Genomic DNA, 18648 nt, shown 5'->3' with positions numbered 1-18648 from the left:
GGGTTGGTGTTTTAGTGGCAAGGATTCTTTCTGTTCTTCTTTTTGTGCTTTTGGCATGTACCGGCCTATCCTTTGGTGGACCGGAGCGTTTTGTTGAACGCCCAAAGGATACCCTGGTGGTCTGGACCATCAACAATGGTGTTGGAGCGCAAGGGAGCCTGAAAACAATTGTCCGTGGCTTCCAGAAGGAAATGGGAACTCCCGTACGCATTCTGGTTCTGGACTGGGGGGACGCTTTTGAAAAAATCAAGGAAGCGCTGCTGGATACAACAGACACGGTAAATGCTCCCGATGTGCTGCAGTTAGGTTCGACCTGGATTACTTACTTTGCGTCTGTCGGGGGAATCCATCCATTAAACGCTCTGTCCGATAAAATTGACTTTAGCCGCTTCCTGGATGTGGGGCTGAGAAACGCCCGTATTGAAGGGGATTCCAACTACTATGCGGTTCCCTGGTTCATGGACGTTCGTGGACTTTTCGTGAATGAACGTCTTTGGCGTGAACTGAAGGTGAATGAATCCCATGTGGATTCTTTGGCGAACTTTATAGGGACATTGCGTGCCATTGGAAAGAGCGATCTGAAAAATGCAGCGGGAAAGAAGGTGGCGCCTTTTTCCTTACCCTCTCATGGGGACTGGACCGGTGCGCAACAGATGGCTCCTTTCGTCTGGAGTTATGGGGGTGATTTCATTTCCCGCGATAGTGAAGGAACTCGCAGCGCCCTGCTGGATTCTAATTTCCTGAAGGGTTTCGCTGTATACGCCTCCCTTATGGGGGACAAGATCATTGGACCTTATAGCCTGCGGGACAACTCTTCCCAAAGTTCAGACCGTTTTGTCATGTCCGAACAGCTGGTGGTGTACGGAACTGCCGAGCTGATTCGTCTCCTGGAATTTTTCCCGTCGGAAGGTGGACTTCGCACTATGCCTATTTCCGAAGACGGCATCATGGTGATTCCTTTCCCGGGAGGCCCTGCAGGCAAGGCTGCTTATGTAGGCGGCAGTCATCTGGCCATTTCCGGAAAGGGGGATGCAGTCCGTCGTGCCCAGGCGGAAAAACTTCTGGTGTACCTCCTCCGTGCGGATAACCTGGATGCCTATTCTCGCAAGATAGGCTTCTTGCCCGCAGATCAGGGTTTGATCCGTATCTGGTTCAAGGATATTCGTTACGCCCAGCTGATAAACAATCTGGACCGCGGCAAAACATTTCCGAACATTGCGGAGTGGGGCGTTATCGAAAACATCCTGAATAATCTCGCCGGCGATGTGGCCAAGGTGAATGAACGTACGGCAAATGTGTCCAGGCGTAATAGCGAGATTGCGAAGCTGCTGATTGCTGCAGATCGAAAGATGAACGAAGTGTTGAAAGTGGAATCCGCGCAGGGAATTTCCCAAGCAGATGTTGAAAAATATCTGTCAGCTATTCCTGCAGAAGTCCCGCCTGCAAATTTGAATCTTGAAGTATCCCCTGTGTCACATACCAGGGACAACGAAGCCTTTGTCATTCGCTGCTTTATTGGCGTGGCTGCTCTATTGATGTTTTGGCGCTGGGGACATCGTCTCAAGAAAATTCGCAGAATCATGAATCGCAAGAAAAAATAAGGTGTTATGAAAAAAGTTGCTTTTTGGATTGGGTTGCTTGCCGCGCTTTGCTTTGCAAAGCTGAATGTTTCTGATTTCCAGGCGATTGTGGATTCCATGGTTCCGAATTCCCGATTCGGTCTTTCTGTTCGTTCCGTAAAGACGGGAGAAGAACTGGTCAACATTCGAGGCAATGAAAAGTTCACTCCTGCAAGTACCTTAAAGACCTTGACCACTGCGGCTGCAATTCATTTCCTGCCCTTGGATTATGAACCCAAGACTTTCATTACGCTGGACGGCAGGAAGGAAGGTCGTGTCTTTAATGGGGTTGTGAACGTTCGCGGCCAGGGGGATCCGAACTTCTCCGGTCGTTTCTATGCCAATCCTTTCCACATGCTTTACGCCATGGTGGATTCCATCAAGGCACTGGGTGTTGATACAATCCGTGGAAACATTGAATTGGATTCCTCCTACTATAAAGGCCCCTGGAAGTCCAATCCGGATAACTGGCGTAAGAACTTTTTTGACGCCTGGTATGGTGCAGAAATTGCACCCCTGAATTTCAATGACAACTGCGGGTTGCTGAAGATTAAGCCCGGTAAGAAAGTAGGCGATCCGGCAATCGTGACTATTGAACCGGATGTGGGCTATACCGAAATCCGCAACCTGCTGAAGACCGCCCAGAAGCCTAAGAAACGTCGTAAGAGGCTGAAGTGGGAGTATGCCCTGGATCCGGAACGAAACATCGTTACGGTCAGTGGCGATTTCGATATCGAAGGTGATTCCGCGCAGGTCGCGTTCCCTATTCGTAACCCTGTCCTTTACTTCGATGCCGCATTCAAGAAAGCCTTGAACGATCGCGGAATTGTTTATGTTCCTGAAGAGATTGCTGCTGAGGAAACGGCAGGCGGCTCTGAAAAAATGCAGAAGAGGTTCTTGTTCTCTGCAGCCCCGCTGTTGAGTTTCCTGGATGAAATCAATCAGAAGAGCCAGAACTATCATGCAGAAACACTCCTTCGCAATATGGGGGCGGAGCTCCTGAACGAAGGTAGCGTGGAAAGCGGTAAACAGCTGGAACAGAAACTTCTTGCAGAGGCGGGCATTAGTGGCGACGATTTTGAAGTGTACGACGGTAGCGGCCTTTCCTTTAGAAATCGTCTGAAGCCGACCTCCGAAACTAAGCTGTTGGCTTTCATGGCAAGGCACCCCAAGGGTGAATATTACATCCGTAGTTTCGCAAGCCCTGGCGTAGGTTCCGGAAGCACCCGCATGAAGGAACTGAAGTATCCTTGGCTCACTCAGTTTAAGACGGGCTTTATTGGCGAAGTGCACGGCCTTGCCGGTTATATCCAGACTCTGGATGGGGACACCTTGACCGTTGCCATGTACTTGAATGAGACGAATAAGAATCCGGATGCAATCAGCAAGGATGTTTTGGACACTCTGTGGATGCGTCTCATTTCTCAGACTAATGACAATTACGGCTCCCTGATGGAAATGAAATCCATGTGGCAGGAAGCTCGCCCTATTGGCGACTTGTCCGCCCGTCTGGATTTCTTCTCCAGTAAGCTGGTTGGTCGTCCTTATCTGCTTGGCCCCATGGGTGAAGGCTATTTGGGTGATATTGATTCAAAGCCTCTGGTGTATATGGATTCCGTAGATTGCGTGACCTATGTGGAACATGCTTTGGCCATGGCTCTTGCCCCAAGTGCAGAATCCATTTTCGATACCCATCAGAAGATCCGTTACTTTGATGGACAAATTGATTATAGCTATCGCAAGCATTACCTGATTGCGGACTGGGTTGGCGCAGGTGATTTTGCCCGCATGATTGAAGTTCCGGGCGATACCACAATTGTGCGTACCATGCCCAAGAACGCTTTCTTCAAGGCCAAGAACCTGAAGTATCTGGTCAATGGTGCCCCCGCAGAAGACCCCCAGGTAAGTATCCGCTACTTGCCGTATGACAAGGCGATGGAACTTATGAGCAAGCCTTACGAAGGACCGCTCCTTGTGTTGGGCGTCGCTTTCATTTCCAAGAGTTCAAAGATTGATGCCTACCATACGGGATTTGTAATCTGCATTCCGGGCGAACTTCCCAGAGTCCGTCATGCCTCTTCCTTAAAGAAGAGAGTGGTGGAAATGAATATGGTGGATTATCTAAAATCTAGCAAGGGAAAACTTCCTGGTATTTCCCTGTTTGAATTCATCCAGAAGTAAAATCTATCGGAACGAAACGATCGATTTAGTCGCCGAAATCAAAAGCCAAAATGGCGATGAGCTCGTGAGATTGAACGTCCTCTTCATCGGGGGCGTTTTTTTCAAATACAGTCCATGCGTCCGGCATCCAGCCGTAGGCATTGACGGTCAATTCGTTGCCCATGGCGGTTTCTGCTTTCTCGATTTCTTCCCACTTGATTTTTCCGGCGGGAGCACGATAGTAGCGGAGCATGCCCAAGGCATCCAGAGATTCGGGATGGTCATCTACCAGCTGGTAGACGCAATCCTTGTAGGATTCGCCCTTTAGTCGGATGACCCGATAGAGACGCTTGTGACCGAGAAACTTTGCCAGGTCCCCCTGGTGGACTTGGATCTTTGCAGGACCTCCAAAGTAGAGGGAAAGCTCCCGAAAGATTTCGGAAGTTTCATCCATTAGGGGAGATAGTTTCTTGATTTGTCCGGCAACGTCCTGCAACATACCATAAAGGTACATTTTTTTCCTGCGATGTCATGCTGACGAATGTCAGCATCGGCTGTCTTGTAACCTTACTTCTCGTAAATCACGAACGCAAACTGCCTGCTGTCAGGAGCCCAGGAATTCACGTTGACCGTGCCCTGACCGCCAAACAACTTCAGGATGGTCTTTGGCTTAGTCCAGGTATTGTCCTTGCCGCCGTTAGGTTCATCGGCAGTCATCAATCGCAGTTCCACATTCTTGTTGGGAACGTGTTCGCCGGGCTTCACGTCCACTTCCGTATAGGCCACCATGACCACTTTCTTAAGGTCCGGGGAAATGTGGGGGAACCAGGTATTCCAATGCTTGTCGAAGGTCATCTGGGTCTGTTCAGAACCGTCGGCTTTCATGCGCCAAGCCTGCATACGGCCGGTGCGTACGGAGTTGAACCAGATGTATTCGCCCTTGCAATCGTATTCCGGGCCATCGTTCAACCCGCGGGCAGTTGTAAGCTGTTTTTCGTTTCCGCCGGCGGTGGGAATGGTGTAGATGTCGTATTCCCCGTTACGTTCGGCGCAGTAGGCCAGGTGCTTTCCGTCGGGAGTGATTCCGTGGAGGTAGCTGGGGGCCAGGGGCGTCACCAGCACAGGTTCGCGACCGTCAAAGAAAATCTTGTAGATGCGGGACTGGCCATCTTCCTTCGTGTGGTGACTGACGTACAAACCGCTTCCATCGGGATCCAGGACGTGGTCATTGTTACAGTTGTCCACATAGTAGCTGGGCACTTCCGTAGTTTCGCCTGCGGCAAGTTCACCAGCGGCATCGCGGACTAGGTCCATCTTGTAGATGCGACCGTTGGAATTGTAGGTGATGTACTTTCCGTCGGCGCTCCAGTTGGGAGCTTCCATGACGCAGTCAAACTTTTTCAGCGTTGTAATCTTGCCGGTTTCAATATCAAAGACCTGCAGGATAGACTTATTGCCGCTACGGTCCCAAGTAACGCCCGACGCAATCTCGAAGGGATAGCTTACGCCAAAACGGTCGCGGAGATTGTCCATCAGTTCCATCATTTCCATGGTCTTGTAATGGGTCATCTCGGCACATTCCTTGGCGCCCTTGGCCATTGCGTCGCGGCAGGCCAATACCTCATACTCGTAGAAGTTGCAAACGCGTTCCGGCTTCACGCTTTCCACCAGCTGGCCCGCGGCGTCATAAACTTGCAGCTCTTCCATGTCGTTCAGGTTCACCACCCGGATGTAGCCCTTGGTTCCGTAGATAACACCTTCGTTATGCCAGGGATTGGCGATGGAGGCCTTGAGATAAGCCTTCTTGCCATTCTTGTAGGTGATATTGATCCAGTCGGTGGCATCTACGCCGGTTTCCGTCTTGATGCAGCGTGCGTCCAGACTGGCAATAGGTGCGCCGTAGTTTGCGCAGTTCACGCCCACAATGCCGTCGTTACCCTGGCAACCCTCATCATTCAGGAACAAGTCTGCAAAAGTCAGACTGTAAATTCCCAAATCCAGCAGGGCGCCACCAGCCAAGGCAGGATTCATCAAACGTTCCACATGAGTGAGGGGCTGGGAGAAGTCTGCTTCAATGCTTTGTACTTCGCCAATGCGACCAGCTTTAATCCAATTGCGAACAACGTTAACTGCGGGCAGGAAACGGGTCCACATGGCTTCGCACAAAAACACGCCCTTGTCATGGGCCATGGCAATCACTTCCGTTGCCTGCTTCACGTTTCCGCAGAATGCCTTTTCCACCAGGATGTTCTTGCCGGCGGCAATGCAAAGCTTGGAATGTTCATGATGATGGGAATGAGGAGTGGCGATATAAATCAAATCCACATCCGCGTCGGCGGCCAGTTCCTGATAGCTTCCGTAAGCCTTGACTGCGCCATACTGCTTGGCGAATGCGTCCGCTTTCTCAAAATCGCGAGCGGCAACAGCGTGCAGTTCCACGCCCATACCCTTGCATTCCAATACCTTGACGGCTTCCGCCATCTTGCCGGCGATATAGCCACACCCGAGAATTCCCAATTTCATGTTCTTCATGACTTAAATATAAATCTCAGAACGATTGACGCCTGAAATATTTTGGACAATCTTGTTTACTAGCGTACCCGTTACCCTTGTTTTAGAGTTGATTAATTTGTAGTTTTCACTTTTGATTAGACTATGAAATGGCTTAAGCAAAATGCAGTGATGATTCTGGCAAGCGTGATTTTCGCTCTGTTTGCTGGAATGAATATTGGCGCCTATGCTAGTGATGTCGATTCCCGTCAAGCACAGGAATTGCAGGGCGACCATTTGTTGCGTTATGGCGATGCTCTTCCTGTAACGGCGTATGTGGAATCTCGCGCTCCTGCACAGAATATTTCTTCTCGGGTTCTGCGGAGTGTATTCCTTGATGGTCTCGGCGGTCGCAGTGCCTATCGCGGAATAGCTGGATGGCATGATTTCAATACCCTTCGAAATACTGAGGGCCGTATAGTTCTGCGATCGGAGTTTCCGACAGCACTTACATTTAGCCACCCGAAGGAATATTACGTCTATACTCTAGAACGGATTCTCTGTTAATCCTTCTTTCTCCCATAAAGATTGCAATTATGCCGCGCAAAGAACTTGCGCTTGTTTTGGCGTGCGCGCGGCTTTCACAAATTTTATAAACAAGAGAAAGAAAAATGAGTCTTACAAATGACAGGGAGATGGATGACTCCCTTCACAACCAATCCAACATTACCGTCAAGAAAACATTCTTTGGTCTCAGGGAAACAATCTTTTATAATCCGACAAAGTCGAAAATTGATGGTGGCGATTTGGAACTGGATCCAGACAATGGTGATAAAATCAAGGAATTGTTGGAATTGCCCGATGATTCAATCTGCGAAACGGTTGCGAAGATGGAACCTCTGCCTTCCGTAGAAAATGGAATGTACGATCTTTCCTACTGCTATTCTAAGGACCACAAGTTCGCGGCTTTGCAGCTTACGAAATACATGTCCTTTGAATACAGGCCCGTAACCGCTATCCGTTTTGTCGAGAACGAAACAGCAGAATCCCTCCTCAAGATTCTGCTGAAGTAGAACGGCAACGCTGTAAAAGCAAAGTCATAAATTACAAACCATTTACCTAAGCACCCTTTACAAAAATAGGGTGCTTTCTATATTACATCCCGAGCGTTAGAATTCGTCTCCTGAACACTTGAAAAAATCAAGTGTTTTTTCTTTTTAAGGAGATACTATGTCTAATGACAATCAGAAAAAGTTGAAGGTCTATCTTGACACTTCTGTAATCAGCTACCTGCATCAGGATTTATCTATGTTGGCAATTGTGCTGCCAACGGTTCTTATTGAACATCAGGAAGACGAGGAGTATCGTTTATGGAAAAAGTAGACATCTCGAAAGACTTTACTGTAGAAGATATTCATAAAATCCGAGAAGCTCATTACGAAAAAATAAAGGGCATGTCGCAGGAAGAACTGTTAGAGGATTTGAATAAAATTTCTCCAGAAGTTCAATCTATCATTCTGTCCCTTCGCGAAAAGCGGGAGAAGTACCAGCCTTAAGTGTTGAATTCCAATAACGTTTAAATAAACGAAAAAGACCGCAGGTGTTCCCTACGGCCTTTTTTGATGCTAGATTCTCGCTTTCGCGAGGACGCCAATGGTTATCGTTTGCCTTTTTATGATGAATGGATGGCTTTAGCTAAAGCTGGGAAGATTGGACGAAAATATGTTTGGGGAAATAGTGAAAGTAAAGACGTTGCTTCTCAATATGCTTGGTTTGGTGAAGGAATTGCTATTTCTAAAAAGTATGGAGTATATCAGCAAGAATCGAAGCCGGTTGGCATGAAAAAACCGAATGATTATGGGCTTTATGATATGACAGGCCTTGTTTGCGAGCATGTGATGCTTCCCGGAAAGAGCATTTTTGGTAATGAAATCACATCGTGTAAGGGTGGCTTTTTGTATGACTCTCTGCAATCGCTGAATTTTGGGGCTCACATGGATAATTCTAATGGCGGCTTTGGGGGGTATCAAGGACTTCGACTGGTGAGGAAAATCAAATAACCGCCACAAAAAAACGAACGTAAGTTCGTTTTTTTCGTTATATTGTACTTTGTGATATTATTGTCATTTGCAATGAAAAAAAAGTATTTCAATATTGTATTGATGCTCGTATGTTTCTTTACTTTAGGTGCCTGCGGGGATAAAGGTACTGAGGGAAAAATAGTAGATCAAAAAAATATAGAGTCGAAAATTGTTCTATTCCCGAATGCGGGGGAAGTCCGAGATTCTGTGGATTATAATATTGCCTATAATTTTGTTGGCACTTATTTGAGCCCCTTAGGAGAATATAAACTTACTGCAGTTATAGACGAATCGTTTGAATTGCCGAAATTATCTATCCATCATTCCGTTTGCGATGGAATCTATGATGGAAAAATAATTGATAGTTTGTTGACTTATGAATTTACATGTAAATCTGATACTGTTGGAACCGCTGCTTTAAGCTTGGTAAATGCTGATGATTCGCCATATGGAAAGTCTGTTTCCCAGGTGCGTTTAGAAGGAACTGGTTCGGGATCGGAGTGCATTTCTTTGAATCTCGTCATTGTTGGTGAGTATGCTGGAACTAGCGACAGTGTTTCTGCAGATAGTCTCATGAACGTTATAAAAAGGGACGTTCAAAAACATTACGAGATTTGTGTGGATTCTTTGTATGTTTCCTACGCTGCAATGCACCCCCTGTTTGAAAATAGAATCGCCAGCGATGAACCTTATATCGCTTCGTTTAGTGAAGATTTTTCTGGTTTAGCCAGATGGTCTGGTGAACGAGTTTCTAAAGCTCTGGATATTGTCCTTGTGGATCAAATAGAATCAGGCTTTTCGGGGTATTCGCCAAGATATGGTGAAGATACAGAAAAGAATGTAATGGTTGTTGCGGTACGAAAACGGTCGGGCGTGTTACGATCTTCTGCTTTCGTCTCTTGGACTGCATTGCATGAGTTGGGGCATTTCTTTGGGTTAATGCATACGTCCTTAACGGAGTTTGATTTTTCGAATATTTATGATCATTCTGTTTTAGAGGATGGCATTGAGGATACGGATATTTGTTCGGGACTAGTGGATAATAACCGTATTTTGCAAAAGGCAAATCGCAGTACCGCAGCGTATGAACAGGAATGTATGGAGCAATATAACGTGATGTTTCCTGATATTACCGTTGATTCCAAAAACCGAGTTTCCTGGGTTCAGCGGAGTATCGTCCAAAAGAACTTGACCTTAATTCCGCACTAGTCTTCTAATTCGTTTGAATAAAAGAAACACCCGCCCGGCATAAAAACCGGACGGGTTGTTTTCAAAGGGAGCGAAGCGACTGACCTCACACCTCAAAGCGAATGCCGTGAGGCATGAGCGCCCTCACACCTCTTAAGCCTGGTGGCTCTTGAACCAGTTGATGAGCTGGTTGGTGGAAGAGTCGTGCTTGAGTTCTGCGTCAGCCTTCAGTTCCGGGAGGATCTTCATGGCGAGCTGCTTACCGAGTTCAACACCCCACTGGTCGTAGCTGTTGATGTTCCAGATTACGCCCTGAGTGAAGATCTTGTGTTCGTACATGGCGATGAGAGCGCCCAGACGTTCCGGAGAAACGTAGTCCATCATGATGGAGTTGGTGGGCTTGTTGCCTTCGAACACCTTGTGAGGAGCGAGGAAAGCGATTTCTTCTTCAGACTTGCCAGCCTTGCGGAGCTCTTCTGCAGCCTGGTCCAGGGTCTTGCCGTTCATGAGAGCTTCGGGCTGAGCGAAGAAGTTGGAGAGCAGCTTCTGGTGGTGATCGCCAACAGGGTTGTGGCTGTTTGCCGGAGCGATGAAGTCGCAAGGAATCATCTTGGTGCCCTGGTGGATCAGCTGGTAGAAGGCATGCTGGCCGTTGGTACCCGGTTCGCCCCAGAGGATAGGACCGGTCTGGTAGTTCACGCGCTTGCAGTCGCGGTCAACGAACTTGCCGTTGGATTCCATGTCAGCCTGCTGGAAGTAGGCAGCCAGGCGATGGAGGTACTGGTCGTAGGGGAGCATAGCGTAGCTGGATGCACCGAAGAAGTTGTTGTACCAGACACCGATGAGGGCGAGGATAACCGGCAGGTTCTTGTCGGCAGGAGCAGTCTTGAAGTGCTGATCCATTTCGTAAGCACCCTGGTGGAGCTTCATGTAGTTATCGAAGCCGATGCGCAGGGAGATGGACAGACCGATTGCAGACCACAGAGAGTAGCGGCCGCCAACCCAGTTCCAGAATTCGAACATGTTAGCCGGGTCGATACCGAAAGCGGAAACTGCTTCAGTGTTGGTGGAAAGAGCAACGAAGTGCTTGGCGATGGACTTTTCGTCACCATTGAAAGCCTTCAGCACAGCTTCCTTGGCGGTCTGTGCGTTGGTCATGGTTTCCAGAGTGGTGAAAGTCTTGGAAGCGACGATGAAGAGGGTTTCTTCCAGGTTAACCTTCTTCAGGGTTTCTGCCATGTGGGTGCCATCGATGTTGGAAACGAAGAACACTTCCGGAGAAGTTTCGCCTGCAGCCGGCTTTTCAGCATAGGGCTTGAGGGCTTCGGTAACCATCACAGGACCCAGGTCGGAACCGCCGATACCGATGTTCACCACATACTTGATGGACTTGCCGGTGTGGCCCTTCCAGGAACCGGAACGAACCAGCTTGGTGAAGTCTTCCATGTGCTTGAGAACTGCACGAACTTCCGGCATCACGTCCTTGCCATCGACGCAGATGGATTCGGTACCCTTGTAACGCAGAGCGGTGTGGAGCACGGCGCGCTTTTCGGTGGTGTTAATCTTTTCGCCGCCGAAGTACTTGGCGCGAATGTCTTCGAAGTTGGCTGCCTTCAGGAGGTCCTGGAGCTTGGCCATGGTTTCGTCGGTAATGATGTTCTTGGAGTAGTCCAGGAAGAGGCCGCAGGCTTCAGCGCTGAACTTTGCAGCACGGCTGGGGTCCTTGGCGAAGAGTTCCTTCATGTGCCAGGTCTTGGCGACTTCGGAGTGGGCTTCGAGAGCCTTCCATTCCATAGAATCAGTCAGTTTAGACATTGTTTATCCTTTCCGCTAAGCGGGTGTTTAAATACGAGGGAAAATTTAGAAAAATTCAATGTGGTTGCAGTCTGCGAAAAATGGACCGAGCGGGTATATTTTTGGCTTTTTTGACGCAAATACTCTATTCCGGAATGGAATAAAGCTGAAAAGAATAAAACATCGGCGAATAAAATAAGGGCGAATAAAACGAAGCCGAATAGTGCATCCTGGAATAAATCCAGGACGAATAAACCCGCTACGAATAAGGCATTGCTGAATATTCCAGGTACAAATAGGTGTGGACAATGTGTCCATGAAACCTACGTCACATTGTGCTTTTTTTCACAGTGGATTAGGTACTTTAAGAACATAGGGATTAGGGAACCTATGAAACTTGTTTGGTGAAAAGGAAAAGGTAAAATTATGGAACAGCGTTACAAAGCTCAGACCAGTACGATCTCTAAGCAGTACGGTCCCAAGGTGGAAGCCATCCTCAGCGGTTTGCTGCTGGTCGCATCCAGCGCAGCACTGCTCATCGCAAATCTCGTTTAATCCGTTTTACGCACGAATTTCTCTCTCTAAAAGTACTCCCATACAGAAAAGGCCCCGGCTTTCGCCGGGGTCTTTTGTGGTTTATCAAGGAAAACTTTGATTAGAATTCCTGCTTGGGCATGGGACCTCTGGGACCCTTGCGGTCCTTGTGGAACTGGCGGAACTTTTCACGCTGTTCCTTGGTCAGAATCTTGTTCAGTGCAGCCATGGCGTTGACGCGATGGTCAAGGAGCGCCTTCTGGGCTTCCATCACTTTTGCCTTAGCCGCTTCAATTGCCTCTGCGTTTTCGGAATCCAGGGCTTCGCCAAGGGATTTTTCCGCTTCAAACTTGCTCTTGCGAAGTTCCTTGTTGACGGAATCCTGTTCGGCGCGGTTCTTTTCCAGGGCAGCCTTCTGCTCCGGGGTAATCTGCAGGAGGGAATCCATCATCTCGGGGTTAGGTCCCTTGGGACCGTGACCCTTCATGGCGTGGGGACCTTTAGGACCGTGAGGGCCCTTGCCTTCAAAACCCGGAGGCAGCTGGCCGTTGAATCCAGGAGGCGGTGGAGGCATCATGCCTTCCTTCACCATAGGGGCCTTGGGGCACTGCTTGAAACATAGGGATCCCGCAAAGAACCCGATGGATGCGGCAAGCACGATTAGGCTTGCGATGAACAGCTTTACAGAACCTTTCATTATTTGGACTCCTTATAGAAATAGCTGAGGGTTACGTTTTCGTCCAGGGTATAGAAGTCATCTTCTTCGGTGTTGCCCAGGTTGCCGTACCAGTTGGAAACTTCCGTCGAGGTAACGCTATTGATGGAGATTTCGTCGGACGAATTTGAAAATGCGGTCATGAGCACGCTGAGCCCGATCAGGACAAGGCTTGCTGCCAGCGGGATGGCGCTCAGAATGCGGAAAGGAATGATGTTGTTGCGGGCGGGCTTTTCGCTTGCTGCATTGCGGGATTCCGCGTCCAGGCGGGCGCAGACTTTATCCCAGGAGTCGGCCCTAGGGGTGAGCCGTTCCATACCAGAAAAATCAAGCTTGTTTTGCATGGCAGATACGCTCCTTGATGAAGTCCTTGATGTAGTGGCGGGCTCGGCTGAGTCTTGCCTTGATGGTGCCTTCGGGAATGCGGTAGATTTCCGAAAGGTCCCTGATGTCCAAATCTTCGCCATCCTTGAGCCAGAGCATGCTGCGGGTTTCTGCAGGCAGGCTGTTCAGCCCTAGTTCCAGAAGTTCAGGGTCATAGTGATCTGCGGAATTCTGGATGTTTCTATCGAGTACGTCATCTGTTTTTCCGAGGGCGTCCTCGATAATCAAGTCAATATGTTCTTCTTCCAGCTCGCCGTGGCGCTTGGTTGCCCGAAGTTTCATGAGGCAGGCGTTTACCGTAAGCCTGTAAAGCCAGGTTCCGAGAGTGGAGTTTCCCTGGAAACTCTGGATGGCCCTGGGAACCTGAACGAAAACGTCCATCAGCATATCTTCGGCCTGGTCCCGATCCTTCATCAGGCGGAAGGCCAGATTCAGCACGTTCTTGCTATGATCCTGCCAGAGCAGGGCCAGGGCTTCGCGACTGCCGTCCTTCAGCTTTTTGACGATTGTGGATTCGACCATATTCAAACTCATTATACCCTTTAGATGAGCACGGAAACTAAACGGTTGCCTTAAAATGTAAATGTTTTGCTACCTTTTAGGACGTGGACGATAGAGTCTCATTGACACTTCCGGCTGAATTTGAACCTAAGGATTGCCGTTCTTGGGTGTCTCGTTGTGTGCGAATATTGAAAAAGTCGAATCTGGAATTGGACGGTTCCGAATTTTTGAACTTGAATCTGGAAGGAAAGGCTTTTTTTGCCGCTGTTGCCGCCGAAGCGGAACTTCTGGGAAAAAAGCTGCGTCTCAGTCACTTTTCCCGGGAAATTCAGGCGGAAATCGCCAAAATCCGAAGAATTGACATTCCCAAGCCGGAGGTAAAAGCCTCCAGGAGCTTTCTTGAAACGCTGGGGGCTGGTGGTTATGAAATTCTTGGAACCCTGAAGACTCTTTTTTACCTGCTGAGTGAATGTATCTACTGGACTTTTGTGGGCAGGTTCGATAAGCACAGGCTTCCTTTCGGTGGCGTTTCCAAGCAGTTGTTGCGCCTGGGGAGCGAGGCTGCGGGAATTGTGTTCCTGCTGGTTTTTCTCATCGGTTTTACCCTTTCCCTCCAGAGCGCATCCCAGCTGAACACTTTTGGCGCAGGGGAATATCTTTCTGTTGGCGTCGGGTTCCTGATGTTTGCGGAACTTGGCCCCCTGCTGACCTCGATCATTCTGGCGGGACGTTCCGGCAGCTCCATTACTGCAGAAATCGCCAGCATGAATGTTGCCGAAGAAATCAAGGCCCTGCGGACTATGGGCATTAATCCTATCCAGTACCTGATTGTTCCTCGATTCAAGGCCATGACCATTGCGGTGCCTCTTTTGTCCTTTATGGCAAGTATTATCGGGTGCTTCGCTGGATTCCTGGTGGCATTCTGGTTCTGTGAAATTTCTCCCCATAATTATTGGGATGGCTTGCGCACCAGCATGCCTTTGGTCCTTCTTTTCAAGAGTGTCATCAAGTCCATGGTCTTTGGCTGGATTGTGACTCTCATTGCCTGCCACAGGGGCTTTAAGGCCAGTGGCGGCGCGGATGCCGTAGGTAAGGCAACCACGGTCTGTGTCGTTTATTCCATCGCGGGCATTATTCTTGCCGACGCCATGTTCTCTTTCGTATTCTATTAGAGGCAATATGACCCAGGTACTGAAAGTGGAACATTTGAAGGCGGGCTACGGATCCCGTGTGGTCCTGAAGGATGTAAGCTTCGGGGTGGATGCTGGCGAAATCCGCGTGATTCTCGGTGGTTCCGGTTGCGGTAAGTCCACGCTGCTGAACAACATTCTCCAGCTGGAACGTCCCCTGGGCGGAAGCATTTCCTTCTTTGGGCAGGAATATGCGGCCACAAAGCTGATTCCTGACGAAGTCCGCAAGCGCACGGGTGTTCTTTTCCAGGGGGGAGCCCTGCTCACAAGCCTTACGGTGGCGGAAAACGTGGCGCTTCCATTGCGTAGGCACATGCCCGGACTTCCGAAGAGGATGATGGACGAGATCATTGCGGACCGACTGGAGAAGGTCCACATGATGCATGCGTTCAACAAGTATCCCTCGGAACTTTCGGGCGGTATGAAAAAGCGTGCCGCTCTGGCGAGGGCCCTGGCGTTGGAGCCGGAGCTGCTGTTCTGCGACGAACCCTCTGCTGGCCTGGACCCCATTACGGCCCGTTCCCTGGATGAACTGCTTTTGACTTTGCGGGATGACTTGAAGATTTCTGTGGTCATCGTGACACATGAGCTTGAGAGTATTAAGACCATCTGCGATAAGTTCATCTTCCTGAAAGAGGGGGAGGTGCTGTTGGATGGAACCCTAAAGCAGGGGCTGGAATCGGATATACCTGATATCCGTACTTTCTTTGACCGCAAGTGCCCCGACGAATTTGCTGGCACTCGCTACTATGATTTTGACTTTGTGGATTAGAAGGCTGGAAAGTTATGGAAACTACTAGAGCTGAACGAATAAGACTGGGAATATTCCTGCTACTGTGCATAGTGGGCATTCTCGGCTTTGCGGGTTACCTTATTGGGGAAAAGGTCCGTGAGCAGAAGATATCCTACTTTGCTGTATTTTCTGAATCGGTGCAGGGCTTGTCTCTGGATGCCCGCGTGATGTTGAATGGTATTGACGTAGGTCGCGTGACCAAGACCCAGATTGACCCCATGAACCTGGAAAAGGTGGTGGTGTGGTTTGAAGTCAATCCCGAGACTCCTGTGAAGCGGGGAACCACCGTGCAGATGACCAGCGGAATTTCCCTGACGGGTAACCGCTACCTGATTCTCTCTGGTGGTGAAGCCATGGAGCAGAATCTTCCCGATGGCTCCCAGGTGCGGGTGGGCAAGAACCGCATTAACGAAATTACGGGCCAGGCGGAAAGCATGATTGAACGAGTGGAAATCCTGATCAACAACCTGAATAACATTCTTTCTTCTGAAAATGCAGGCAAGATCAGTCGTACCCTTTCAAATCTGGAAAGTGCATCCGCTGGCGGCAAAAAACTGGTGGAAAACGGCAATGCCCTTGTGGTCAACAGCAATGCGCTGGTCAACAACAGCAACCGTATGGTGGAGAATGGTAGCCTGCTCATTGGGGATGGCCGCGTCCTCCTGAAATCTCTGGAAACACCCATTCAGAATCTGGATTCTATTACCCAGTCTTTCAAGACGGTGTCTAACGAAATGAAGGATGCCCATCTGGTAGAAGAGCTGAAGAAGACCTTGGACGATGTCCAGGCGAAACTTGCCGCACTGGATACCAAGCAGATGAATGACGATCTAGTAAAAACCTTGCATTCTGTTCAGGAAATGTCCAAGCGTATCGACCTGTTTGTCTATAAGAATCAGAATGCGGTTTCCGAGGTCATTAACCAGATGAACGAAATCATGGATAACCTGAACGAATTTAGTCAAAAGGTCAAGAACAATCCGTCTAGCCTCATTCGTGGTGCTGGCGATAATGGGAGGGACTAAAAATGAAGTTTAAGAAACTTTTTGCAGTATGCGCCATTGTGGCTGTCGCCTTTGCCTTGTCGGGTTGTTTCGGCTCCCAGAAGCCCACACGCTACTATACGGTGGTGCTGCCTTCTGCAGGCGCCTCTGTGGACAAAACCTATCCTGTTCGCCTTCTCGTGAAGAAAGCAACCATCGATCCGGCTTATCGCAGGAACAACATTGTCTATCGTGAGTCCCCTTACGATTTCATGTTCTATAACTATTCCAGCTGGGCAACCCGTCCGGAGTACTTGATAGAACAGGCGGTAAGCCTCCGCGTCGAACAGGTGGGCTTGTTCCAGTATGTAGAAAATACCCCTACGGCAAAGCCCGACTATGAACTTTCCCTTCATGTCATTGCCGTAGAGGAAATTGACGGGGACAAGGGCCGCGAGGCTCATCTGGCCATGAACATTTCCTTCCGTAAGGCCGAAAGTGATGGTGATCTTTGGAGCAAACGTTTTGATTCCAGGAAATCCTATGATGGTGATGACATGCGTGAATTCGCAACAGCCATTTCCCAGTTGCTAGAAAATTATACCAATACAGCTCTCCAGGAAATCCAAAAAATTCTGGAAACCGTATCGCAGTCAAAAGAATAAAGCTATATAGTTTAGGACATGTTCAAGATTTTACTAGGAAAACTTAAGGAATCCTTCGAATCGGTGTTGCCTATAACACTGATTGTCATGCTGGTATCCTTTACGCCCCTAGTTTCCCTTACCCCGAAGGAACTTTTGGTCTTTGGCGTCAGTGCCATCTTCCTGGTGGTGGGTATCGGTCTTTTTAATCTGGGTGCGGATCTGGCCATGACTCCCATGGGAGAGCATGTGGGTTCTGGTCTTGCCAAGTCCAAACGCTTGCTTTTGCTGGTGTCCATCTGCTTTATTATGGGCGTGCTGATCACCATCGCGGAGCCTGATTTGTCCGTCTTGGCGGAACAGGTGAAAAATGCGGTGACTCCCACGATGCTGATCGGAACCATTGGAGTGGGTGTAGGTCTTTTCTTGCTTTTTGCAATTCTCAAGGTAGTATTCCGTTACGATCTTTCTGCCATGATCACCTTCTTCTACATGACGCTCTTTATGTTGGGCATGCTGATGGTTTCCATGGAGAAGGATGTTTTTGTCCCGCTGGCATTTGATAGCGGTGGCGTTACCACGGGCCCTATTACCGTGCCTTTCATTATGGCGTTGGGCGTGGGCGTGGCCGGTGCCATTGGCGGTAAGAATTCCAACGAAAACAGTTTCGGTCTGATTGCCCTTTGTTCCATCGGTCCTATTATTGCGTTGATGGGTCTAATCTTGTTTTCCCAAGGCGATCTTACCTATGAACTGAGCGAAAGCGCCTATTCTATTGATGCAAGCCTAGGTGAACATTTTCTGCCTACCATTATGGGTGTTGCCAAGGAAGTGATTGTGGCTCTTGGCCTAATCATCATCTTCTTTACCATCTTGCAGATTACGGTTCTTAAACTTTCCAAGGCTAAGCTTACCCAAATCACTTTTGGCATTGCCTATACTTTTGTAGGTCTTGTGATTTTCCTGACCGCAGTGACTGTGGGCTTTATGCCTATCGGTTTTGAATTAGGTCAGCAGCTAGCCCAGCTTCCCAAGGCACTGGTGATTGCGGGATTTGTCATTGGCATGGTAGTGGTGCTTGCAGAACCTGCTGTACACGTTTTGAACAAGCAGGTCGAAGAAATTACAGACGGTCTTGTGACCAAGCGCTCCATGTTGATTGCCTTGTCCGTTGGTGTAGGCATTTCCATTGGTCTTTCCATGATCCGAATCCAGATGGGGTTCCCCATTATCTACTACCTGATTCCGGGATATTTCATTTCTCTGGCTTTGTCCCTTTTTGTACCGAAACTTTATACAGCTATCGCCTTTGACTCCGGTGGCGTGGCAAGCGGTCCCTTGACCTCCAGCTTTATCTTGCCTCTTGCCATTGGTGCTTGCGCCAGTATTCACGGTGGAGGGGATTCAGTCTTGAATTATGCTTTTGGCATTGTGGCCATGGTGGCCATGACTCCGCTGATTACGATCCAGGTTTTGGGCTTTAAGGCTGTTGTTTCCAGAATGGTTCGTAACCGTCTGATGATGCGCCGCATCCAGGATGCCGATGACGAACAGATTATTGACTTTATGTAG

At 49.0% G+C, this 18648-nt stretch carries 20 protein-coding genes and 1 pseudogene; 14 read left to right on the top strand and 7 right to left on the bottom strand.

The annotated features are described in order from the left end of the window. Positions 1 to 14 precede the first annotated feature (14 nt). Together BGX12_RS07325 and dacB are read left to right on the top strand one after the other, a co-directional pair. On the top strand, positions 15 to 1601 hold the full coding sequence (locus BGX12_RS07325) for an extracellular solute-binding protein (RefSeq protein ID WP_109735433.1): 1587 nt from the start codon (positions 15 to 17) through the stop codon (positions 1599 to 1601). Positions 1602 to 1607: 6 nt separating this feature from the next. After that, positions 1608 to 3800 carry a D-alanyl-D-alanine carboxypeptidase/D-alanyl-D-alanine-endopeptidase gene (gene dacB, locus BGX12_RS07320; RefSeq protein WP_109735432.1) on the top strand — a complete coding sequence of 731 codons (2193 nt, stop codon included), beginning with the start codon at positions 1608 to 1610 and terminating at the stop codon, positions 3798 to 3800. A gap of 25 nt (positions 3801 to 3825) precedes the next feature. Here the strand turns inward: dacB and BGX12_RS07315 are convergent, their stop codons facing one another. From BGX12_RS07315 to BGX12_RS16095, 3 genes and pseudogenes are all read right to left on the bottom strand, one after another. Beyond that, on the bottom strand, positions 3826 to 4278 hold the full coding sequence (locus BGX12_RS07315) for a hypothetical protein (protein ID WP_146196286.1): 453 nt from the start codon (positions 4276 to 4278) through the stop codon (positions 3826 to 3828). 68 nt (positions 4279 to 4346) lie between these two features. Further along, complete coding sequence (locus BGX12_RS16100; protein WP_370245558.1) at positions 4347 to 5267, bottom strand: TolB family protein; 921 nt, start codon at positions 5265 to 5267, stop codon at positions 4347 to 4349. Between the two features lie 687 nt (positions 5268 to 5954). After that, positions 5955 to 6302, bottom strand: a pseudogene (locus tag BGX12_RS16095) (Gfo/Idh/MocA family protein); the annotation flags it as partial. Positions 6303 to 6434: 132 nt separating this feature from the next. Between BGX12_RS16095 and BGX12_RS07305 the strand changes: the two are divergent. From BGX12_RS07305 to BGX12_RS07285, 6 genes are all read left to right on the top strand, one after another. Further along, positions 6435 to 6836, top strand: coding sequence for a hypothetical protein (locus BGX12_RS07305; RefSeq protein WP_146196285.1), 402 nt, complete (start codon positions 6435 to 6437; stop codon positions 6834 to 6836). A gap of 104 nt (positions 6837 to 6940) precedes the next feature. Next, positions 6941 to 7342, top strand: coding sequence for a hypothetical protein (locus tag BGX12_RS07300; protein ID WP_146196284.1), 402 nt, complete (start codon positions 6941 to 6943; stop codon positions 7340 to 7342). A gap of 157 nt (positions 7343 to 7499) precedes the next feature. After that, the gene (locus BGX12_RS15500; RefSeq protein WP_158278192.1) at positions 7500 to 7652 is read left to right on the top strand and encodes a hypothetical protein; all 153 of its coding nucleotides are present in this window, start codon (positions 7500 to 7502) and stop codon (positions 7650 to 7652) included. Continuing rightward, complete coding sequence (locus tag BGX12_RS07295) at positions 7640 to 7825, top strand: hypothetical protein (RefSeq protein ID WP_109735427.1); 186 nt, start codon at positions 7640 to 7642, stop codon at positions 7823 to 7825. The genes BGX12_RS15500 and BGX12_RS07295 overlap by 13 nt, the downstream gene beginning before the upstream one ends. A 66-nt stretch (positions 7826 to 7891) precedes the next feature. Then, the gene (locus tag BGX12_RS07290) at positions 7892 to 8329 is read left to right on the top strand and encodes an SUMF1/EgtB/PvdO family nonheme iron enzyme (protein ID WP_109735426.1); all 438 of its coding nucleotides are present in this window, start codon (positions 7892 to 7894) and stop codon (positions 8327 to 8329) included. Positions 8330 to 8401: 72 nt separating this feature from the next. Beyond that, entirely contained in the window at positions 8402 to 9559 is a 1158-nt protein-coding gene (locus BGX12_RS07285; RefSeq protein ID WP_158278191.1) for a hypothetical protein, read from the top strand. 132 nt (positions 9560 to 9691) lie between these two features. Here BGX12_RS07285 and pgi read toward each other — a convergent pair whose 3' ends face one another. After that, a complete protein-coding gene (gene pgi / locus BGX12_RS07280; protein ID WP_109735424.1) occupies positions 9692 to 11353 on the bottom strand; it encodes a glucose-6-phosphate isomerase in 1662 nt (553 codons plus the stop codon). A gap of 405 nt (positions 11354 to 11758) precedes the next feature. Here pgi and BGX12_RS15935 point away from each other — a divergent pair, with 405 nt between their 5' ends. Next, complete coding sequence (locus BGX12_RS15935; RefSeq protein WP_255416870.1) at positions 11759 to 11887, top strand: hypothetical protein; 129 nt, start codon at positions 11759 to 11761, stop codon at positions 11885 to 11887. 100 nt (positions 11888 to 11987) lie between these two features. Here the strand turns inward: BGX12_RS15935 and BGX12_RS07275 are convergent, their stop codons facing one another. The 3 genes from BGX12_RS07275 to BGX12_RS07265 are packed head-to-tail and all read right to left on the bottom strand — an operon-like array spanning position 11988 to position 13487. Then, entirely contained in the window at positions 11988 to 12563 is a 576-nt protein-coding gene (locus BGX12_RS07275) for a Spy/CpxP family protein refolding chaperone (protein ID WP_109735423.1), read from the bottom strand. Next, on the bottom strand, positions 12563 to 12925 hold the full coding sequence (locus tag BGX12_RS07270; RefSeq protein ID WP_109735422.1) for a hypothetical protein: 363 nt from the start codon (positions 12923 to 12925) through the stop codon (positions 12563 to 12565). The genes BGX12_RS07275 and BGX12_RS07270 overlap by 1 nt, the downstream gene beginning before the upstream one ends. After that, a complete protein-coding gene (locus tag BGX12_RS07265; protein ID WP_109735477.1) occupies positions 12909 to 13487 on the bottom strand; it encodes an RNA polymerase sigma factor in 579 nt (192 codons plus the stop codon). Before BGX12_RS07265 ends, BGX12_RS07270 begins: the two co-directional genes overlap by 17 nt. A gap of 83 nt (positions 13488 to 13570) precedes the next feature. On the opposite strand from BGX12_RS07265, the gene BGX12_RS07260 reads away from it, so the two are divergent. Genes BGX12_RS07260 through BGX12_RS07240 form a run of 5 tightly spaced genes read left to right on the top strand, consistent with a single transcriptional unit; the run spans position 13571 to position 18648 of the window. Next, a complete protein-coding gene (locus tag BGX12_RS07260; RefSeq protein ID WP_109735421.1) occupies positions 13571 to 14638 on the top strand; it encodes an ABC transporter permease in 1068 nt (355 codons plus the stop codon). A 7-nt stretch (positions 14639 to 14645) separates the two neighbouring features. Next, a complete protein-coding gene (locus tag BGX12_RS07255; RefSeq protein ID WP_109735420.1) occupies positions 14646 to 15428 on the top strand; it encodes an ABC transporter ATP-binding protein in 783 nt (260 codons plus the stop codon). A 14-nt stretch (positions 15429 to 15442) separates the two neighbouring features. After that, on the top strand, positions 15443 to 16474 hold the full coding sequence (locus BGX12_RS07250; RefSeq protein ID WP_109735419.1) for an MlaD family protein: 1032 nt from the start codon (positions 15443 to 15445) through the stop codon (positions 16472 to 16474). A 2-nt stretch (positions 16475 to 16476) separates the two neighbouring features. Beyond that, the gene (locus BGX12_RS07245; RefSeq protein ID WP_109735418.1) at positions 16477 to 17097 is read left to right on the top strand and encodes an ABC-type transport auxiliary lipoprotein family protein; all 621 of its coding nucleotides are present in this window, start codon (positions 16477 to 16479) and stop codon (positions 17095 to 17097) included. An 18-nt stretch (positions 17098 to 17115) separates the two neighbouring features. After that, the gene (locus tag BGX12_RS07240; protein ID WP_109735417.1) at positions 17116 to 18648 is read left to right on the top strand and encodes a DUF1538 domain-containing protein; all 1533 of its coding nucleotides are present in this window, start codon (positions 17116 to 17118) and stop codon (positions 18646 to 18648) included.

The organism is Fibrobacter sp. UWR4 (assembly GCF_003149045.1).
GTDB lineage: Bacteria > Fibrobacterota > Fibrobacteria > Fibrobacterales > Fibrobacteraceae > Fibrobacter.
Note: the sequence above shows the minus strand (reverse complement) of the source record. Positions and strands in the feature narration are given on the sequence as shown.